Here is an 18,282-nt window from a genome sequence, read left to right on the forward strand (position 1 = left end):
CCACGACCCGGGTTTTGCCTTCGAGAGCTGTAGAAGGTAAACCGGTTCCGCGGGGAATGATGGGGGCATCGACCCCACCAATGTTGCTCCGGAGTACCCCGTTGACCGTTCGTCGCCGTACCATTTTCGTCGTTCTGCTCGCTTTCGCAGCCCTCGCCTGCACCGCTCCCGCCAACGCGCAAAGCGCCGTTGCCGTGGCCGTCGCCAAGCCGGTATCGCTGCCCGACATCGTGATCGGCTCGGCGAAGGCACCCCTGACCATCACTGAATACGCCTCGATGAGCTGCCCGCATTGCGCCGCCTTCGGCGAGAATGTGTTTCCGATGCTGCGGTCGAAATTCATCGACACCGGCAAGGTGCGCTTCGTGTTTCGCGAGTTCCCGCTCGACCCCAAGGCCGCGGCGGCCTCGATGCTGGCCCGCTGCATCGCCAAGGATGATTCCGAAAAATACCTCGATGCGGTCGAGACCCTGTTCAGGCTGCAGGAGCAGCTGGTGGCGCACACAAAGGAGACGCTGTTCTTTGTCGGCAAGATGAAGGGAATGAGCGAGCCGGAAGTCGAGGGGTGCGTCAAGGATCAGGCCCAGCTCGACCGGCTCGCCGCCGACCAGCAATATGCGCTGAAACAGTTGAACGTGGTTTCGACACCGACCTTCTTCCTGAACGGCGTCAAGCTTCAGGGCTCGATGTCGTACGAGGAACTCGAAGAGCGGCTCAAGCCGATGCTGCGGAAATAGCCGGGGCAATAGTCAAGGCCGGCCCACGCGGTTTCCCCTTGTCCGGCGCGGCGCCCTCGCCGATGATGGCGCCAACAAACATATATCGGGGGAAGTCGCCATGGCCGCCATCTTGCGCGTATTGTTCGCGGCCATGTGGCTAGGGTCCGCCGTCGCAGCGGCGACGGCGCAAGGTTATCCCAACAAGCCGGTCCGCATCGTGGTCGGGTTTACCGCGGGCGGGCCGACCGACGCCATTGCGCGGATCGTGGCGCAAAAACTTTCCGACAGCCTCGGTCAGCAGTTCGTCGTCGAGAATATCGGTGGCGCCGGCGGCAACACGGCGGCGGGCCAGGTGGCACGCGCCACGCCTGATGGCTACACCATCATGGCGATCAGTACCGGCTTCGTCGTCAATCCCACCCTTTACGCCAAGGTGCCGTACGACCCGATCAAGGACTTTGCTCCGGTGACGTTGGTCGCGGTCTCGCCCAATGTCGTCGTGGTCAATCCCTCGGTCCCGGCTAAAACGCTGCCCGACCTGGTGCAGCTCATTCGCGACAATCCCGGCAAGTATAGCTTTGCCGGACCCGGTGTCGGCTCGACGCCGCATCTCGGCGGCGAACTGTTCCGCCTGGCATTCAATCTCGATCTCGTGCACGTGCCGTTCGCCGGCGCGGGTCCGGCGGTCCAAGCCACCGTCGGCGGCCATACCCCGATCGCGTTCACCGCACTGCCGCCGTCGCTCTCGGCAGTCCAGGCGGGCCAACTGCGTGCGCTCGGCATTGCGGCCAGCAAACGCGCTGCGGGGATGCCCGACGTGCCGACCTTTGCCGAACAGGGCATCAAGGATCAGGATGCCGAAACCCTGACCGGTATCGTAGCGCCGGCGGGAACCCCGAAAGAAATCGTCGACCTGCTCTATCGCGAGATCGCGAAGGCCGTTTCCCAGCCGGATGTAAAAGAACGTCTTACCACGCTCGGCTTCGACCCGGTCGCCAATACACCTGACGAATTCGGCGCCCGCATCAGGCTGGAGATCGACAAGTGGGGCAAGGTGGTGCGGGACGCCAAGCTGCGGATCGAGTAGATGCGGACGCCAATAGCGCCGTGAGGCAGCGACACATGGCCTGATCGCCATCGCGGCGCGCCGCCGACCCATTTTCTACTTTGCATGGGGTTGTTTTCGCGATTTTGAGTCTCGGCCTTGTGGTGTGCCGTCCTCGCCTATCTCGCGGCTCACTTTGAATCGATGAAAGTCAGGCCGATCCGGTTCTTCTGGATCCAGGCAACCCGGCACTCATGAACGATCGACGAGTCGTTCGCCATCACCAGACGGAAGCGTTGCGGGACGAAGGCCGCGTTCTCCACGTCGATCGCCGCGCCTTCGAGTGAAACATTCCGTACCACGCAGCGCATCACCGAGCCGCCTGACGACACAAAGGCCGGCTCGTCGGTTTCGGTTCGTGGATATCTTCGTTTCTCTTCCATCCCGCTTGGTCCCGGATGTCGCTCAATCGACGATGATATCGGCAAAACATTAAACAATGGCCGCGTGCGCTGCAGCAGTACCGGCTGATAGCAACATGGAGACCTGCAGGATGGTTGCACCCGATTCAAGCCGCCTGCGCAATTGTTTTTGTGCAGGGCAGTACGAGGGGCTCTATTGTTCGCACGCAGATGTGCCCCGCGTCAGCGCAGGCTTGCCGATCGCGCCGGTAGCACGATAGCCTTTCGGCAGATGCGGTGCGCAGGCGCGACGCCCGCTGAGACAAAATGAACAGGCGCCGTGGGGGAACGCCATGTTCGAGATACTCGACCGCCGGACGAGTCTGACCGGCAACCAGATCAAGATCCTTGCAGCCGCCATCATCGGTGACGCCCTCGAATTCTTCGATTACTTCCTGATCGGCTTCGTGCTCGCCTTCCTGATCGGCCCCTGGAAACTCACGTTTGGCCAATCGGCTACCGTGCTGATGAGTTCCGGCATCGGCGCCATCATCGGCGCCTATGTCTGGGGCTGGCTCGCCGACCGCATCGGCCGCCGCGTGGTGTTTATCGGGACCGTGCTGAATTTCTCGATCGCGACCGGTCTGCTCTATTTCACGCCGGAAAACGGCTGGGTCTATCTGGCGATCATGCGCTTCTTCGTCGGAACCGGTGTCGGCGGCCTGTATTGCGTGGACCTGCCGCTGGTGCAGGAATTCATGCCCTCCTCGAAGCGTGGCTGGGTCGGCGGCCTCGTGACCTGCGTGATCCCGCTCGGTGTTGGTCTCGGCGCCGTCATGGGCGCCATGATCGGCAGTGGTGAATGGCGATTGCTGTTCGCGATCGGCGTGTTGCCGGCCTTTCTCGTCCTGCTCGTGCGGCTCTGGGTTCCGGAGTCGCCGCGGTGGCTGTGCCGCCAGGGCCGTTACGCGGACGCGCGCAAGTCGCTCGCCTGGGCCTTGCAGATGGAGCCGTCGGCGCTGCCGATGCCGACCGCGGCCGATGCGGGTCCGGTCATCAAGACGAGCTGGTTCGATCTGTTCAAATATCCGCGCAGCCTGCTGGTTTCGTGGCTCGGCAATGCCGGCGCCCAGACCGGTGTCTACGGCATCACGTTGTGGGCGCCATCGCTGTTCGTGCTGCTGTTGAAGGTGACGCCGCAGGAAGCCGCCAAGATGATGATCCTGCTCAGCGTCTCCGGCTTCATCGGCCGCCTCTCCTTCTCCTATTTCTCGGAGCTTATGGGGCGGCGTACCGCCGGCGGATTACTTGGCCTTGGCGCAGGCATCCTGACCATCGTCGCCGGATACAATTACGATACGACGCTGTTCGGCCTGTCGGCGTTCTGGCTGATCCTGGCGGTGACCTTCTTCTTTGCCGATGGCGGCTTTGCCATCGTCGGGCCCTATGCAGCGGAGGTTTGGCCGTCCCATCTTCGGACCACCGGCATGGGATCGGCCTACGGCTTCGGCGGCATCGGCAAGATCATCGGACCCGTAGGGCTTGCCCTGATCGTCGGCTCCAACAACTACCTCAAACCCGACGTGCCGCTGACCCAGATTCCGACAGCCTTTATCTATCTCGGTTGCTGGTTCCTGATGGCCGGGATCGTGTATTATTTCATCGGCTTTGAGACCAGGGGCAAGTCGATCGAACAGATCGACAGGGAACTGGCCGATGGGCTCGAACTTTCGACCGCTCAGGTTCGTCAGGCCTAGTCTTGATTACACAAGTCTTGGATACAGCGATCGCAACCACTGCCGAGCTTGCGGGCGATCCGACCGTGATCGCCCGGGCTGAAGCCGTGCGGCCACACGTTGCGGCGGCTTCCAACGCCATCGAGACCTCGCGCCGGCTGCCGCCGGCGCTGCTGGACAGGCTGCACGAGGCGCAGCTGTTCCGGCTACTGTTGCCGCGCTCGTCCAGCGGGATCGAGACCGACCCCGTTACTTTCTTTCACGTCATCGAAACCATCGCCAAGGCCGATGCTTCCACAGCCTGGTGTCTGAGCCAGGCCGGCGGCTGCGCGATGTCGGCGGCCTATCTCGACCTGCCGGTGGCGCAGGCCATTTTCGGCGATCCCCGCGCGGTGCTGGCCTGGGGTCCCGGTCCCAAGGTCAAGGCGATCGAATGCGAGGGCGGCTACCGCGTCACCGGCGTGTGGGCGTTTGCCTCCGGCGGCCGTCACGCGACCTGGCTCGGCGCGCATTGTCCGATCTATGCGGCCGACGGTTCGCCAAGACACGAAGCCAACGGCGCGCCGCTGGAACGCACCATGTTGGTGCGCACCGAGGATGTCGAATGGACCGACATCTGGAACACGGTCGGCCTGCGCGGCACCGCCAGCGACCAGTTCGCGCTGAAGGATTATTTCGTCCGCTCCGATCACTCGATGACCCGCGAATTCGACCGCGAGTGCCGCGAGAGCGGCCCGCTCTACCGCATGGGCGCGGGCACCTGCTATCAGGTGGGCTTTGCCGGCGTCGCCTGCGGCATTGCGCGGATCGCGCTCGACACCTTTGTCGAAACCATGCGCAACAAGGTGCCGCGCGGCGCCAGGGGCCTGTTGCGCGACAACGCGGTGGTCCAGTGCAATCTCGCGCAGGCCGAGGTCAATCTCCGCGCCGCGCGCGGCTATGTGCTGCAGTCGATGGCCGACACCTGGAAAGATCTCACCGCGGGCGCAACCATCACCGTTGCCCAGCGCATCAATATGCGGATGGCCTCCACCAACGCCATTCACAAGGCGCGCGAGGCGGTCGATTTCGCCTACAACGCCGCCGGCGCTACCGCAATCTTCGAGGATCATCCGCTGGAGCGCCGCTTCCGCGACATGCACACGGTCACCCAGCAGCTGCAGGGACAGATCAGGCATTTTGAAACCGTCGGCGCCTGGATGCTGGGCGCCGACGCCGACCTCACTTTTGTATAAACCTCTCTGCGTTTGAACCCATCTACCCAATAAGGAGAACAATTATGGGACTTGGCGGACTTCAGCATTACACCATTGAACCCTCCGACCTCGAGCGCACCAAGGACTTCTATTGCGACGTGCTTGGCCTCGAGAACGGCGATCGCCCGCCGCTCGACTTCGCCGGCTACTGGCTCTATTCGGGCGGCACCGCCACGGTACATCTGATGGGCACCCGCAAGCCGCGCGAAGGCATTGTGGTGCGGGGAACCGAGAAGAAATACGAGGACACCGGGCGGCTCGACCACATCGCCTTTGCGGCTGAAGATGTGGACGGCATGCGCAAGCGCCTGCAGTCCAAAGGCGTCAAGTTCCGCGAGAGCATCGTGCCGCGCACCGGCGACACCCAGTTCTTTCTCTACGATCCCGACGGCGTCGGCGTGGAACTGAATTTCCCCAAGCCATAACTTCGAAGCCATAAACTCCGGGCGCGACGCCGCAGTCTTGCCCGGTGTTCGACATCAATTCGGCCAGCCCTCCGCTGGCCGGATTCGTTTTTGCGATGCCAGCGTGGATTCATGAGTGATGTGGCCGCGCAACACCCGGCCGTTAAAGACCGGGTTCCCGACAAGGCCGCCAGTCAGCCATCACTACGGCACGAGTCGGTCAGGGTTTGCACATCATTGCATGACGATTGGAAGGGCCGCGCCGCTGCGGCAGGATAGCCGGGTGCCGCGCCTTCAACCCTACCCCAGGGCATGCGTACCCGGCTATTCGGCCGGCATCAGTCCAGCCCGCGCTCGTGGCTGAGATTGACCATCTCGAGGATGAAGATCGTCTTTTGGTTGTCGTCCAGGCTGGCAAACAACGGCTCGGCAGCATCGGCCACGTTGCGCTGATCGACGGCACGGTCGTTGAGGAACTGGGCTTCGTTGCGCATCTGTTCGATGATGTCGTCCGGCGGATCGCGTTTCGCGCGCGCGATGCGCAGATTGAGGCGATCGGCACCGTTATGTCCGAGATAGTGCATTGCACTATTGAATCCGGCCCAGTTCTTCTCCTGCTCGGGCGTGAGGTTCAATGATTTCTTGATCCGTTCGATATTGGCGTCGCTGTTGGCGACGATCTGTTCGGCGGTCAGCGTCGGCGCACCGTTCTGGGTGAGGACGGCCGCCTGCTTGGTGCCTTTCGCCCCCTTGGCGGCCTTCGCGGTTTTCGCAGCGTCGCCCTGTTTGGCATCCTTCGCCGCCGGCTGCTGGCCCTGCTGCTGCCCACCCTTGGCGCCGCCCGTTAGAACGCCGGTGACGCCAGTCACCACGCCAACAACGCCGCCGATCGCGCCACCCAGCACGCCACCGACCGGGCCGGCCGCCTTGTTGCCCTCGCGCGCGCCTTTCTCGACTCCTTGAACCACCTGCGCATCCACGCTTGCGGATACGCCGAGCGCAAGCAGAACCATGGCGCCGAGTGCGACACGCAACCGCGACCGCGGGCGCGCAAGCTTTGTAGGACTGGTCATTATTTAGGCTCCATAGTCGATCGCGAGATTTGGCGAGGGCAATGTCTTAGGGGTGCGTGAATCCTGCGGTGTCTAAACTATCGTTTTCGCCCCGAGCCCGTCCACCGTTGCGCTGACCTGTCCACGACAGCGAAACAGCTTTCGTGCGAAGGAGTTACGCACGTAGCATATTGACTGTGGCACAATCGCATCCCGTTACAGCGATACCGGAACGAGAAGTGTGCAGCGCAATAGGGACGATCCGATTATTGACGATCCTCTCTGCGTCGAAACGCCGCCGCTGACACCGGGAGTCCGTACGCAACGTTAGTTCAATACATGCGACCGACGTGTTTTCTCGACAGATGCAAACAATTCTGCTCTGATCTCACTACAAAATATCCGCTGACGCGTCGTTCTCATCCGGCGTGGCAAGTGACGGAAAATAAAAAAGGAAGCAAAATCCGGCTCAACAAAGGGGAAACACCATGTCACGCAAGACGCTTTCTCGCCGACAATTTGTTGCTGCTACCGCGCTATCCTCTGCTGCACTGATCACTGCACCGTACATTCGCGGCGCCCACGCCGCCGGCAAACTTACGATTGGTTTCTGGGATCACTGGGTGCCGGGCGCCAATAAGGCCTCGACCGATCTGGTCAATGAATGGGCCGAAAAGGCCAAGGTCGAGGTTACGGTCGACTATATCCCGAGCCAGGGTAACAAGAACCTCCTGACCATCGCCGCCGAGGGGCAGGCGAAGTCCGGCCACGATATCATCGCGATGCCGACCTGGTGGGCGCACGCCAACTCGGAGCAGCTCGAGCCCGTCAACGACATCATGGGGCCGATCGTCGCCGAGAACGGCGAAGTCAACGGCACGGCCAAGTATCTCGGCCAGTTGGATGGCAAGTGGCTCGGCGTTCCCGCCTGCGTCGGCAGCCAGATCAAGGGCCCCTGCTCGCGCATCGACCTGATGAAGAAGCATGCCGGCATCGACGTGCAGGCCATGTACCCGGCCGGTTCGGAACCGAAGGCTGACAATTGGACGCTCGATACGTTCCTGAAAGCGGCCGAGGCCTGCCACAAGGGAGGATTCCCGTTTGGTATCGGTCTTGGCGAGACCACCGACAATGTCGATACCGCAGGCGCAATCTTCCTCTCGTACGGTGCTGCGCTGGTGGACGCGAAGGGCAATCTCACCGTCAAGACCGACGCCGTCCGCCAGGCGCTTGAGTACTACAAGAGGCTGATCGCCTTCCTGCCGCCGGATGCCGCGGCCTGGGATGACGCGTCCAACAACAAGTGGCTGGTTTCCGGCAGAGGCGCGCTGATCATGAATCCGCCGAGCGCCTGGGCGGTGGCCAAGCGCGACGCGCCGCAGGTTGCCGAACAATGCTGGACCCACGGCTTCCCCGCCGGGCCAAAAGGTCGCTTCGCACCGTACCTGCCTTATTTCTGGAGCATCTGGAATTTCTCCAAGAACAAGGAAGCCGCCAAGAACCTCCTGGTAGCGTTGTCGAAGCCGGCTGCGATCGAGAAGATGGTGACGGCGTCAGGCGGCTACGACCTGCCCGCCTACGAGAAGCTGACGACCTTGAAGGTTTGGCAGGAGGAAGGGCCGCCGAAGGGCACGCTCTATCACTATCCTAACCCCTACAAACATCAGATCCTGTCGATCGCAGCGTCGCCGGCACCGCCGAAGATCGCACAGCAGATCTACGCACAGGCTACACTGACCAAGATGTGCCTGCGCTATCACCAGGGCGAAGCGATGGAAAAGACGCTCGCCTGGGCGGAAGGCGAGTGCGAAGGCTTCATGCGGAGCTAGGATGCGAGATATCTTGCGGCGGCCTGCCGGATGGCGGGCCGCCGCGGCATATCCGCCGCCATATCGCTTCATCTGCAATCGGCGTGAACGCCGGTTCCAGTACTGCTTCACGACAAGAGCTCGCTTCAAGAGCCGTTATCTTTGGCCTTTGAGATGAATCGCGCGAGGAATATCCATCATGGTTGATGTCGCATTTCAGCCGAACAGCGCCACCGCTGCGCCGCCTGCGCGCAAACGTTCGAGTTTGCAGAAGGCACTGAAACGCAAATCGACCGCGGCGTTCCTGATGACGTTGCCGCTGATCATTCTCATCGTGCTGCTGGTGCTGTATCCGGCGATCTATTCGATCCACCTGGCGACATTGAACAAGTCGATGCAGCGATTTATCGGCCTCGGCAATTTCGAGTTCCTGTTCAAGCGCGATACCTTCTGGCTGGTGGTCAAGCAGTCCTGTATCTTCGCGATCTCGGCCGTCATTTTCAAAGCGCTGATCGGTTTCATCGTCGCGCACTTCGTTCACAACATTCCCGCCAAAGGTCAGCGCAAGTGGCGCGGCATGCTGCTGGTGCCTTGGGTGATCCCGCCGGCGATGAGCACGCTGGCGTGGTTGTGGCTGTTCGACCCCTCCTACAGCGCTTTCAATTACACCCTGTCGTTCTTCGGCATCGGCCCGATCCCGTGGACAGGAGACGCGGACTGGGCGCGCTTCTCGGTCATTCTGGTCAACGTCTGGTACGGCGCGCCGTTCTTCATGATCATGTACCTGGCTTCGCTGAAGTCGGTGCCGGACCAGCTCTATGAAGCCGCCGCCATCGACGGCGCCAACTGGTGGCAGCGGATCTGGTACATCACGCTGCCGATGATGCGCAACATCATCGCGATCACGACGCTGTTCTCGCTGATCGTCACCTTCGCCAATTTCGACATCGTGCGAATTCTGACCGCCGGCGGCCCGCTCGATCACACCCACATCTTCGCGACCTGGGCGTTCCGGATCGGCATCGAGGGCAGCGACATTCCGCTCGGCGCCAGCGTCTCGCTGTTCATGGTGCCGATCCTTGCGGTCGCGGCGATCTTCATCCTGCGGGATGTCAACAAGCGCGGGAATGAAGCCTGATGAGCACTGTAACCATCGACAAGGCCGCGCCGACGCGTAACGTCAAATACGGCAGCATGAGCCGCGACCGGACCTGGGCGCTGCGCTGGTCCTATTTTTTTCTCACCTTGTTTGCGATCTTTTCGCTGGTGCCGCCGATCTACATGCTGATCACCTCGCTCAAGAGCAGCGCGGAAATTTCAGCAGCCACCAATCCCTGGTGGGTCTTTCATCCCACCCTTGAAAACTACGTCGGCCTGCTGACGTCGAACCAGTTCCTGCGCTTCTTCCTGAATTCCGCGATGGTTTCGATCTTCGTGGTGACCATTACCATGCTGATCAGCGTGCCGGCGGCGTTCGCGCTGGCGCGGATGCGATTCTGGGGTTCGGCGACACTCGCGACCGGCGTGTTCCTGACCTATTTGATCCCGGACAGCCTGCTGTTCATTCCGCTGTTCAAGGTGTTCGCCATGTTCGGCGACTGGACCGGCATCCAGCTGATCAATCGCTGGTACGTGCTGCTGTTCATCTACCCGACGCTGACGGTGCCATTCTGCACCTGGATCATGATCGGCTATTTCGCCTCGATCCCGAAGGAGCTCGACGAAGCCGCCATCATCGACGGCGCCTCCTGGTTCCAGACCCTGACCCGGATCTTCATTCCGGTCGCCCTGCCCGGCCTGATCGCCGCCACCATCTTCGCCTTCACCGTCTCGTGGGCGCAGTTCCTTTATCCCTTGGTGTTCACCACCTCGACCGATCAGCTGGTGCTGCCGGTCGGCATCATCACCACCCTGATCAAGGGCGACGTGTTCAACTGGGGTCAGATCATGACCGGCGCCCTGCTCGGCGCCGCGCCGCCGCTGATCATCTACGCCTTCCTGATGGACTACTACATTGCCGGCCTGACCGCCGGTGCGACAAAGGGTTGAACGCGACAAAGGGTAGAACTCATGGCTGACGTGACGTTGCGTAAGGTTATCAAGCGCTATGACGACGTCGAAGCGGTGCGCGGCATCGATCTCGACATCGCCGACCATGAGTTTGTCGTGCTGGTCGGGCCATCCGGCTGCGGCAAGTCGACCACGCTGCGGATGATCGCGGGGCTGGAGGACATCTCCGGCGGAGACATCATGATCGGCGGTGACGTCGTCAACGACGTTCCGCCCAAGGACCGCGATATCGCGATGGTGTTCCAGAACTACGCGCTCTATCCGCACATGACGGTCGCCGAAAACATGTCGTTCGGACTGCGGCTGAAGCGCTATCCCAAAGCTGAGATCAAAAGTCGGATCGACGAGGCCGCGCGCATGCTCGACATCGTGGAACTGGTCGACCGCAAGCCGAAGCAACTGTCCGGCGGCCAGCGCCAGCGCGTCGCGATGGGCCGCGCCATCGTGCGTAACCCGAAAGTGTTTCTGTTCGACGAGCCGCTGTCCAATCTCGACGCCAAGCTGCGCGTCCAGATGCGGATCGAGATCAAGAAGGTGCACCAGAAAGTCCGCACCACCACGGTCTACGTGACCCACGACCAGGTCGAGGCGATGACGCTTGCCGACCGCGTGGTGGTGATGAACCACGGCCGCATCGAACAGATCGGGACCCCGAACGAGCTCTACCACAAGCCGGCAACGAAATTCGTCGCGAGCTTCATCGGCTCGCCGGCGATGAATTTCATTCCGTGCCGGCTCGAGGATGTCGGCGGCAAGCTCAACATCCGCATCACCGACCGTATCTCCTTCCCGCTACCATCCGCGCGCGCCGCGCGATACAACGCCATTCCGCGGACCGACAAACTGCTGCTCGGTATCCGGCCCGAGCACATTACCGAGGCCAAGGCCCACCCGGAGCCGGGTATCGAAGCCTTCGACGCCGTGCTCGACGTCACCGAGCCGATGGGAATGGAGACCCTGATCTATTTCACGCTGGAAGGCGCGCAGGTCTGCGGCCGGGTCAATCCGAATGCCGGCGCGCAGGATGGCGCCCCGCTCCGATTGGCAGTGGACCTCAACAATATGCACCTGCTAAACGAGGTGACCGGCGCCGTCCTATGACGGCGTAAAAAACAGCGACCAAGGGCAGGAAATGGCTACCAACAAGAAGAAAATCTTCGTCACGGAATCGATGTCAAACCAAGGCCGCGCACTGCTCCACGCGCGGGACGACATCGAACTCGTCGAATTTCCCAACATGATTTCGGCCAGGGATTTCGAAGCCAAGCTGAAGGAGCACGCGCCGGTTCATGGCGTTGCCCTCGGCGGAACGCGCTTCGGCGAGACCGAACTCGAGGCCTCCAAGGACATGCTGGTGGTGACGCGGATCGGTGTCGGATTCGATGCCGTCGACGTCCCCGCGCTGAGCCGCCGCAAGGTTCCGCTGATGGTGGCGGGCACGGCGAATTCGCCTTCGGTCGCCGAACAGGCGCTGTTCATGATGCTGACGCTGGCCAAGCGCGCGGTGGAAATGCATGCGATCGTCCGCGACGACAAATGGCCGAGCCGGCTCGGCATGCTGCCCTATGATCTCTTCGGCAAGACGGTGCTGATCATAGGCTTCGGCCGTATCGGCACCCGGACCGCCAAGCGATGCCTGGCGATGGAAATGAACGTCCTGATTTTCGATCCCTACAAGCCCGCGGCCGATATCAAGGCCGCCGGTTGCGAGCCGGTCTCCAACCTCGACGCGGCGCTGCCGCGCGCCGATTTCGTCAGCATCCATTGCCCGAAGAACCCCGAGACCGTCGGCATGTTCAATGCGGCGCGGCTGAAGCTGATGAAGCCGACCGCTTACCTGATCAACACCGCCCGTGGCGGCATCGTCGACGAGGCGGCACTGCATGACGCACTGGTGTCTGGCAAACTTGCCGGTGCCGGCCTCGACGTGTTCGAGCAGGAGCCGCCGCTGGCCGGCCACAAGCTGTTCGCACTTCCCAACGTCATCATGGCGCCGCACGTCGCCGGCGTGACGCGGGAAGCCGTCGATCGCATGAGCGAGCAGACCGCGCGCAATATTTTGAGCGTGCTGGACGGCGAACCGCTACGCCAGAACGTGATCAACCAGGACGTCTTCGGCTGAGAAGCCGGAAACGATGACCCAAATCACCCAATGATCCCGGGCTGTCGGGCCGATCGTCGATCGGCCCGCTCAATGAGGTGGCGGATATGGCCTTCAAGGAATACGGCAATTTCGATGCGGTCGGTTTGGCCGAACTGGTGCGGAACAAGCAGGTCACGCGGCGCGAGCTACTCGACGAGGCGATTGCCCGCACGACCAAGGTCGATCCGCACATCAACGCTGTTGTCGTCAAGCATTACGACTATGCCGAGCAGCAGATCGATCGCGGTCTTCCGGACGGTCCGTTCACCGGCGTCCCGTTCCTCCTGAAGGATCTCGATCTTCTGCAGGGCACCCGCACGACATCGGGAGCGACAATCCTGAAGGATTTCGTCGCCGACCACACCGGCACGCTGGCGCAGCGTTTCCTCGATACCGGTGTCTCGATCTTCGGCAAGAGCTCCAGCCCCGAATTCGGCCTGATGCCGACGACGGAATCCCGCCTGCACGGGCCGACCCGCAATCCCTGGAATCTCGCGCACTCCTCCGGCGGATCATCCGGCGGCGCGGCAGCGGCGGTTGCTGCCCGCATTCTTCCCGTGGCCCATGCCAGCGATGGCGGCGGTTCGATCCGGATCCCGGCTTCGGCCTCCGGCGTGTTCGGTCTGAAACCAAGCCGGGCGCGCAATCCGCTCGGTCCCGATCGCGGCGAAGGCTGGGGCGGGTTTTCCTGCGGCCATGTCGTCAGCATCAGCGTCCGCGACAGCGCCGTGATGTTGGACGCGGTCCATGGTCCTGAACCGTCGAGCCCCTATGTCGCGCCGCTCCCGGCGCGGCCTTTTTCGCAGGAGGTCGGCCGCGACCCCGGCAAGCTTCGTATCGCCTTCACCGACCGGTCGCCCTATGGCGACGCCATCGATCCGGAAATCGCCGCGGCGGTGCGCGACATCGCCGGCCTGCTGGCGGGGCTCGGCCATCATGTCGACGAACGCGCGCCCAAGCTGGCCGCCGATCCGGCCGCCGTCATGGCAACCATCGTGGGCGGCAATACCGCGCTGACGGTGCGGCTGATCGAGCAGCGGATCGGCCGCGAGATGACCGACAACGATCTCGAGATCCTGACGTTGGCGAGCTCCCACAACGCGAAAAATACAAGCGCGACCGATTACGTCGCCGCCCAGCTCGCGGCATTCCAGATCTCACGCGCGCTGGCGGACTTCTTCGAGACCTGCGACGTCTTCCTGTGTCCGACGCTGTGCTCACCGCCGCTGCGGATCGGCGAACTCAACACGATGTCGAGCGATCTGTCGCATATCGCGCCGATCCTGCGCCGCTACATGCCCGCGACCGCGATGTTCAACATGTCCGGCCAGCCGGCGATGTCGGTGCCGCTGGCATGGAACAAGGCCGGTTTACCGCTCGGCATGATGTTCTCGGCCAAGTTCGGCGACGAAGGAACCTTATTCCGTGTCGCGGGCCAGCTTGAACAAGCGCGGCCGTGGCGAAGCAAACTGCCGCCGGTATCCGCTTAAGGTCAGGCTCGAAAACGCTGGGCAAAGACAAAACTCAGCCTTAATCGGAGACGAGGACAGCAATCCGGGCGGCAACGGGACCACCGCTTCCGCAGACGGAGTTCGATCCGGAGGCTGAATCGTGAGTCAAGGCGACCCGACCGATAATGCGCTGGCGGCGATCGCCAGCATTCTCGATCAACCGGAAACCCATCGCGAGCCGGTCCGGCCGGCGGCTGACGAGCGGCCGGTTACGCCTCCGCCGCTGCCTGCCTCTGAGGTGCAAGCCCCGATCCAGCCCCTCGCATCCGCGGAGGTCCGCGCGCCGATCGAGGCGCACGGCTACTCCAGGGTCGGACCCGGGCCGATGGCTGCAATCCGCTTCCGGTGGACCGTCCGCGCCGACAATGGCGAGTACTATGTCGATGAGACCATCGGCGAGAATTCAAATCCCGTCGTCTCCGGCCCGATGAGCCGGGATGCCGCAGTCCAGATGGTTCACGACCGCGAAGCCGAAGCGCACCGCCGCTTCGAGCAGTTGAAGAGCGAGATGACCGGTCGCGGCGCCGCCGCCAACCTGGTCCGCCGGGACGGCGGCGAAGCATAGTCCGCCGACTTTTGCGTCTATCGCGGCGGCCCCAGAAAATCCTTCTTGACGAGATCGACGCCAGCGTGACGCAGGATGTCGTAGGCCGTCGTGATGTGAAAGAAGAACTGCGGAACGCTGAACGTCAGCAGCAGTGACTTTCCGGTGAAGGCACGCGTCGCGCCGCTCTTGAAGGTGAACACGACTTCCTTGTCCGCTGCGGTATCGATCGCCGCACGCGGCAAGCCCTGCACGAAATCGATCGCCGCTGAAATCCGCAACTTGAGCTCTGGGATGTCAGGGTCCGTCGTTGGAAAGACGTGAGGCGCGTGACCGGCCAGCAGCGCGCCGGCAACGACCGCATGGCGGTTGGCCTCGCCGACCTGCTGTTTCAGGCTGTACATGTTGGGATAGAGCCGCATGTTGAGCAGCACTGCGGGATCGATGTTGCGGGTCTTGGCATGGGCTGCGGCGTGGTCGAGAAGCGCTGACAGATTGCCGAGATAGGGGACGAAAACGCCGACGGAGGCGTCGTAAAGCGGGATGGTCACGATTTCGGTTTCTCCGGCTGGCACTGCGCGGGCATCTGGTCTAAATCCGGCGCCAAAGTGCAATAGAATTCGCCCGGGGAGAAGACGTGATGTTTCGAATGCTGGCCGGCCTCGTCATGGCTGCTCTGTGGATCGTATCAGCGTCAGCCCAGCAGCCCGCGGCCTCCTCGCGCCTCGACGACATCATCAAGCGCGGCACGCTGCGTGTCGGCATGACCGGCGACTATCTGCCGTTCACCTATTTCGACAAGGCGACCGCCAAATTCCGCGGCTTCGACGTCGACATGGCCGAAGCGCTCGGCAAGGCGCTCGGCGTCAAGGTCGAGTTCGTTCAGACCGCATGGCCGCAAATGATGAAGGATTTTGAAGCCGACAATTTCGACGTCGCGATGGGCGGCGTCTCGATCACGCTCGACCGGCAGAAAAAGGGAATGTTCTCGACGCCGATCATGCGTGAGGGCAAGACCCCGATCGCGCGCTGCGCCGACAAGGGCAAATTTGAAACCATTGCCGATATCGACAAGGCCGGCACCCGCGTGATCGTCAATCCTGGCGGCACCAATGAGCGCTTCGCCAAGGCCAATATCAAGAGCGCCGAGATCAAGGTCTGGAACGACAACGTCACCATCTTCGACGAAATCGCCAAGGGCAATGCCGACCTGATGATGACCGATGCCGCCGAGACCCGCTACCAGCAGAAGCAGCACGCTGGCGTGCTCTGCGCAGTGCATCCGGACAAGCCGTTCGACTTCGCCGAGAAGGCCTACTGGCTGCAACGCGATGTCGCATTGAAAGCGTTCGTCGATCAGTGGCTGCACATCGCCACCGAGGACGGCAGCTACCGGAAGATCTACGCCGCCTGGTTCGATTGAACATAGCGTTTTCGAGCGAAGCATGCCCTCGGACTTGATCCGTGGGTGGATGCCGGTTCGCGTGAAGAAAACGCGTCAAAACGAAAAACCAGAGCCCGGTTCTGAATCATCAGAACCGACAAGGCTCTGGAATCGATTTTCCCGGGAAATTGACCGCTGATCGGCCGCAAATTAGACTGGCCGGACCATCTTTGAACCAAAGCCGCTAGTATACGACTCATAGTTTGAAAGTGATCTGGATCACGTTGCGTGAAGCTGCCGACGCGTAGCTTCGGGGACTGGGATTCCCTGTTCAGGAGGTCGTTATGAAGAAGCTTCTGGCTATTGCTGCCCTGTTGCTCGCAAGCACCGCGGCTCAGGCCCAGTACTCCTTCGAATATGGCGGCCGCACCATTCGCGTCGATCCCGACCGCGGGACCGTCTCGATTCCCGGCGTCTACGACAATACCGGCCGCAAGGCCAAGCGTTCGCGGAATGAAGACAGCGACCGTTCGCGCAAGCAATCGCCGCAACAGGCCAAGACCGATCCGCAGCCGCCCGCTCCCGACGCTCCGGCGCCAGCCGCCACGACGCCGGCGCCATCCGACCAGGCCGCGGCGCCTGCAGCGACCGCTCCCGTTCCCGCGGCTCCAGCGCCGACCGCGCCTGCGGCAGCAACGACGCCTGAACCATCGACCACAACAGCAGCCGCAACGCCTGCGGATAGCGCAACCGCAACTCCGCCCGCGCCGCCGGCCCCACCGGTTCAGCAGGAAGCGGCTCCGGTCGCAAAACCCGCACCCGCACCGGTCGTCGCCGCCGCGCCGCCTGCAGCAGCCCCTGCTCCGGCGCCGGCAGCGGTTCAGGCCGCCAACTCACCGCTTGGCCTGTGGCTGACGGAAGAGAAGGAAGGCAAGGTCAGGATCGAGCAATGCGGCGCCAATCTCTGCGGCTATTCGGTCGACAAGAAATCGAACCAGAACGGCGAACAGGTTCTGATCAACATGAAGCCTGCCAAGGACGCCAAATGGAGCGGCCGGATCCTCGATCCGAACACCGGCAGCACCTATGATTCGACGATCGCGCTGAAGGGCTCCGACAGCCTGCGCGTCCAGGGTTGCGCCTTCGGCGGCGTGTTCTGCGGCGGCCAGACCTGGACCCGCGTCAACTGACGCACCCGCCATCAGGCACTTGACGAAAGCCTCGCCTGATCGGCGGGGCTTTTGTTTGGGGGGCGTGCCGGCTTCTCGTCGCACTGGACGTCATTGGGGTTCACGTTCGGCCGTTACCGGCGTGATGTCAGTCACAGTCGCCCCCGATCCACCGTGTGAGCTTGGTCATGTTCAAACCAGGGGGCTCGTCATGGGACAATTTCAGAATTCAACTATCGCCGCGATCGTGATTGCTGCGCTCGCAACACCAGCTACCGCCGCGACCTTCGATGGCGAATGGAATGTGCAGATCGCCTCGTCGAACGCCGCCTGCACCAACGGCACGTCGGTTTCGATCGGGATCAGCAACGGCCAGGTCGCCTCGACCAATGCGGTCGTGACGGCGTCCGGCCGCGTCGCCGAAGCCGGCGCCATTCAGGTGACGCTGGCTAGCGGCATCAAACGCGCGGTCGGTTCGGGTCGCCTCAACGGCACCTCCGGATCGGGTACCTGGCGTGCCGCGCTGTGCTCGGGCACCTGGACCGCACAGCGGATTTAGACCGCGTCCCCTGATCACATTGCTGCTGCCACCAGAAGCACCAGCGACAAGACGGCGACCGAACTGCAGATCGCAATGTTGACACGATCGCCGGGAAATGCCGCCTGGAGTTTTGGAAAACGCGCCACCGCTGCAATGGACACCACCAGCAGCGGCAGCAAAACCGGTCCGATGACAGCCCATTTGATATGGCGTGAGCACGCGTCGATGGCGACAAAGGTTGTCACGCCGGCGAGCGGTACCAGCAAGGCGCTGATCACCACGATCCGGCGCGGCATTTCGCCCATCATCGCGGCAACGGCGACCAGCAGTGCCAGCACGATCCAGAGCGCGACCGTGAACATGAAGCTCGCGATCGCCTCGCCCATCGCAGCATCGCCACCGCCTGCCGAAAAAGAGACGGTGGAGAGCATCGCGACGTAAAGCGCCGACGCGAGCACGATCAGAATGATCGTGCCCACCGGGATCGGATGGTTTTCCT

19 protein-coding genes are annotated in these 18,282 nt (G+C 62.4%); 15 read left to right on the forward strand and 4 right to left on the reverse strand.

Features of this window, described 5'->3' with window-relative positions; genetic code table 11:
- Window positions 1-80 precede the first annotated feature (80 nt).
- Together BLS26_RS00055 and BLS26_RS00060 are read left to right on the forward strand one after the other, a co-directional pair.
- A complete protein-coding gene (locus BLS26_RS00055) occupies window positions 81-737 on the forward strand; it encodes a DsbA family protein (RefSeq protein WP_092507321.1) in 657 nt (218 codons plus the stop codon).
- Window positions 738-837: 100 nt separating this feature from the next.
- Complete coding sequence (locus tag BLS26_RS00060) at window positions 838-1,806, forward strand: tripartite tricarboxylate transporter substrate binding protein (protein ID WP_197681299.1); 969 nt, start codon at window positions 838-840, stop codon at window positions 1,804-1,806.
- Window positions 1,807-1,955: 149 nt separating this feature from the next.
- On the opposite strand, the gene BLS26_RS00065 is transcribed toward BLS26_RS00060, so the two are convergent.
- Entirely contained in the window at window positions 1,956-2,207 is a 252-nt protein-coding gene (locus tag BLS26_RS00065; protein ID WP_092507323.1) for a PilZ domain-containing protein, read from the reverse strand.
- 311 nt (window positions 2,208-2,518) lie between these two features.
- Between BLS26_RS00065 and BLS26_RS00070 the strand changes: the two genes are divergently transcribed.
- Genes BLS26_RS00070 through BLS26_RS00080 form a run of 3 tightly spaced genes read left to right on the forward strand, consistent with a single transcriptional unit; the run spans window position 2,519 to window position 5,582 of the window.
- Window positions 2,519-3,922, forward strand: a complete 1,404-nt coding sequence (locus BLS26_RS00070) for an MFS transporter (RefSeq protein WP_092507325.1) — start codon at window positions 2,519-2,521, stop codon at window positions 3,920-3,922.
- 17 nt (window positions 3,923-3,939) lie between these two features.
- Entirely contained in the window at window positions 3,940-5,136 is a 1,197-nt protein-coding gene (locus BLS26_RS00075) for an acyl-CoA dehydrogenase family protein (protein ID WP_092507327.1), read from the forward strand.
- Window positions 5,137-5,180: 44 nt separating this feature from the next.
- Window positions 5,181-5,582: a VOC family protein gene (locus BLS26_RS00080; protein WP_092507329.1), complete on the forward strand. Its 402-nt coding sequence runs from the start codon at window positions 5,181-5,183 to the stop codon at window positions 5,580-5,582.
- 317 nt (window positions 5,583-5,899) lie between these two features.
- On the opposite strand, the gene BLS26_RS00085 is transcribed toward BLS26_RS00080, so the two are convergent.
- On the reverse strand, window positions 5,900-6,634 hold the full coding sequence (locus BLS26_RS00085) for a Spy/CpxP family protein refolding chaperone (RefSeq protein ID WP_092507331.1): 735 nt from the start codon (window positions 6,632-6,634) through the stop codon (window positions 5,900-5,902).
- Between the two features lie 467 nt (window positions 6,635-7,101).
- Between BLS26_RS00085 and BLS26_RS00090 the strand changes: the two genes are divergently transcribed.
- The 7 genes from BLS26_RS00090 to BLS26_RS00120 all read left to right on the forward strand — a co-directional run bounded on the left by BLS26_RS00090 (window position 7,102) and on the right by BLS26_RS00120 (window position 14,710).
- Window positions 7,102-8,442: an ABC transporter substrate-binding protein gene (locus tag BLS26_RS00090; protein ID WP_092507333.1), complete on the forward strand. Its 1,341-nt coding sequence runs from the start codon at window positions 7,102-7,104 to the stop codon at window positions 8,440-8,442.
- A gap of 178 nt (window positions 8,443-8,620) precedes the next feature.
- Entirely contained in the window at window positions 8,621-9,559 is a 939-nt protein-coding gene (locus BLS26_RS00095; protein ID WP_092507334.1) for a carbohydrate ABC transporter permease, read from the forward strand.
- Window positions 9,559-10,470, forward strand: a complete 912-nt coding sequence (locus BLS26_RS00100; protein WP_092507335.1) for a carbohydrate ABC transporter permease — start codon at window positions 9,559-9,561, stop codon at window positions 10,468-10,470. Before BLS26_RS00095 ends, BLS26_RS00100 begins: the two co-directional genes overlap by 1 nt.
- 21 nt (window positions 10,471-10,491) lie before the next feature.
- Entirely contained in the window at window positions 10,492-11,592 is a 1,101-nt protein-coding gene (locus tag BLS26_RS00105; RefSeq protein ID WP_092507336.1) for an ABC transporter ATP-binding protein, read from the forward strand.
- 31 nt (window positions 11,593-11,623) lie between these two features.
- Window positions 11,624-12,613, forward strand: coding sequence for a hydroxyacid dehydrogenase (locus BLS26_RS00110; protein WP_092507338.1), 990 nt, complete (start codon window positions 11,624-11,626; stop codon window positions 12,611-12,613).
- Window positions 12,614-12,699: 86 nt separating this feature from the next.
- Window positions 12,700-14,124, forward strand: coding sequence for an amidase (locus BLS26_RS00115; protein WP_092507340.1), 1,425 nt, complete (start codon window positions 12,700-12,702; stop codon window positions 14,122-14,124).
- 121 nt (window positions 14,125-14,245) lie between these two features.
- Entirely contained in the window at window positions 14,246-14,710 is a 465-nt protein-coding gene (locus BLS26_RS00120; RefSeq protein ID WP_092507342.1) for a hypothetical protein, read from the forward strand.
- A gap of 17 nt (window positions 14,711-14,727) precedes the next feature.
- On the opposite strand, the gene BLS26_RS00125 is transcribed toward BLS26_RS00120, so the two are convergent.
- Window positions 14,728-15,240: a DUF1993 family protein gene (locus BLS26_RS00125; RefSeq protein ID WP_092517443.1), complete on the reverse strand. Its 513-nt coding sequence runs from the start codon at window positions 15,238-15,240 to the stop codon at window positions 14,728-14,730.
- An 89-nt stretch (window positions 15,241-15,329) separates the two neighbouring features.
- Here BLS26_RS00125 and BLS26_RS00130 point away from each other — a divergent pair, with 89 nt between their 5' ends.
- From BLS26_RS00130 to BLS26_RS00140, 3 genes are all read left to right on the forward strand, one after another.
- The gene (locus BLS26_RS00130; RefSeq protein WP_172804512.1) at window positions 15,330-16,112 is read left to right on the forward strand and encodes a transporter substrate-binding domain-containing protein; all 783 of its coding nucleotides are present in this window, start codon (window positions 15,330-15,332) and stop codon (window positions 16,110-16,112) included.
- 305 nt (window positions 16,113-16,417) lie between these two features.
- Window positions 16,418-17,263, forward strand: a complete 846-nt coding sequence (locus BLS26_RS00135) for a DUF2147 domain-containing protein (protein WP_092507346.1) — start codon at window positions 16,418-16,420, stop codon at window positions 17,261-17,263.
- 190 nt (window positions 17,264-17,453) lie between these two features.
- The gene (locus BLS26_RS00140; RefSeq protein ID WP_092507348.1) at window positions 17,454-17,801 is read left to right on the forward strand and encodes a hypothetical protein; all 348 of its coding nucleotides are present in this window, start codon (window positions 17,454-17,456) and stop codon (window positions 17,799-17,801) included.
- A 14-nt stretch (window positions 17,802-17,815) separates the two neighbouring features.
- On the opposite strand, the gene BLS26_RS00145 is transcribed toward BLS26_RS00140, so the two are convergent.
- Complete coding sequence (locus BLS26_RS00145; RefSeq protein WP_092507350.1) at window positions 17,816-18,262, reverse strand: hypothetical protein; 447 nt, start codon at window positions 18,260-18,262, stop codon at window positions 17,816-17,818.
- Window positions 18,263-18,282: the final 20 nt, after the last annotated feature.

It is taken from the genome of Afipia sp. GAS231, assembly GCF_900103365.1.
In the GTDB taxonomy this organism is placed as follows: Bacteria; Pseudomonadota; Alphaproteobacteria; order Rhizobiales; family Xanthobacteraceae; genus Bradyrhizobium.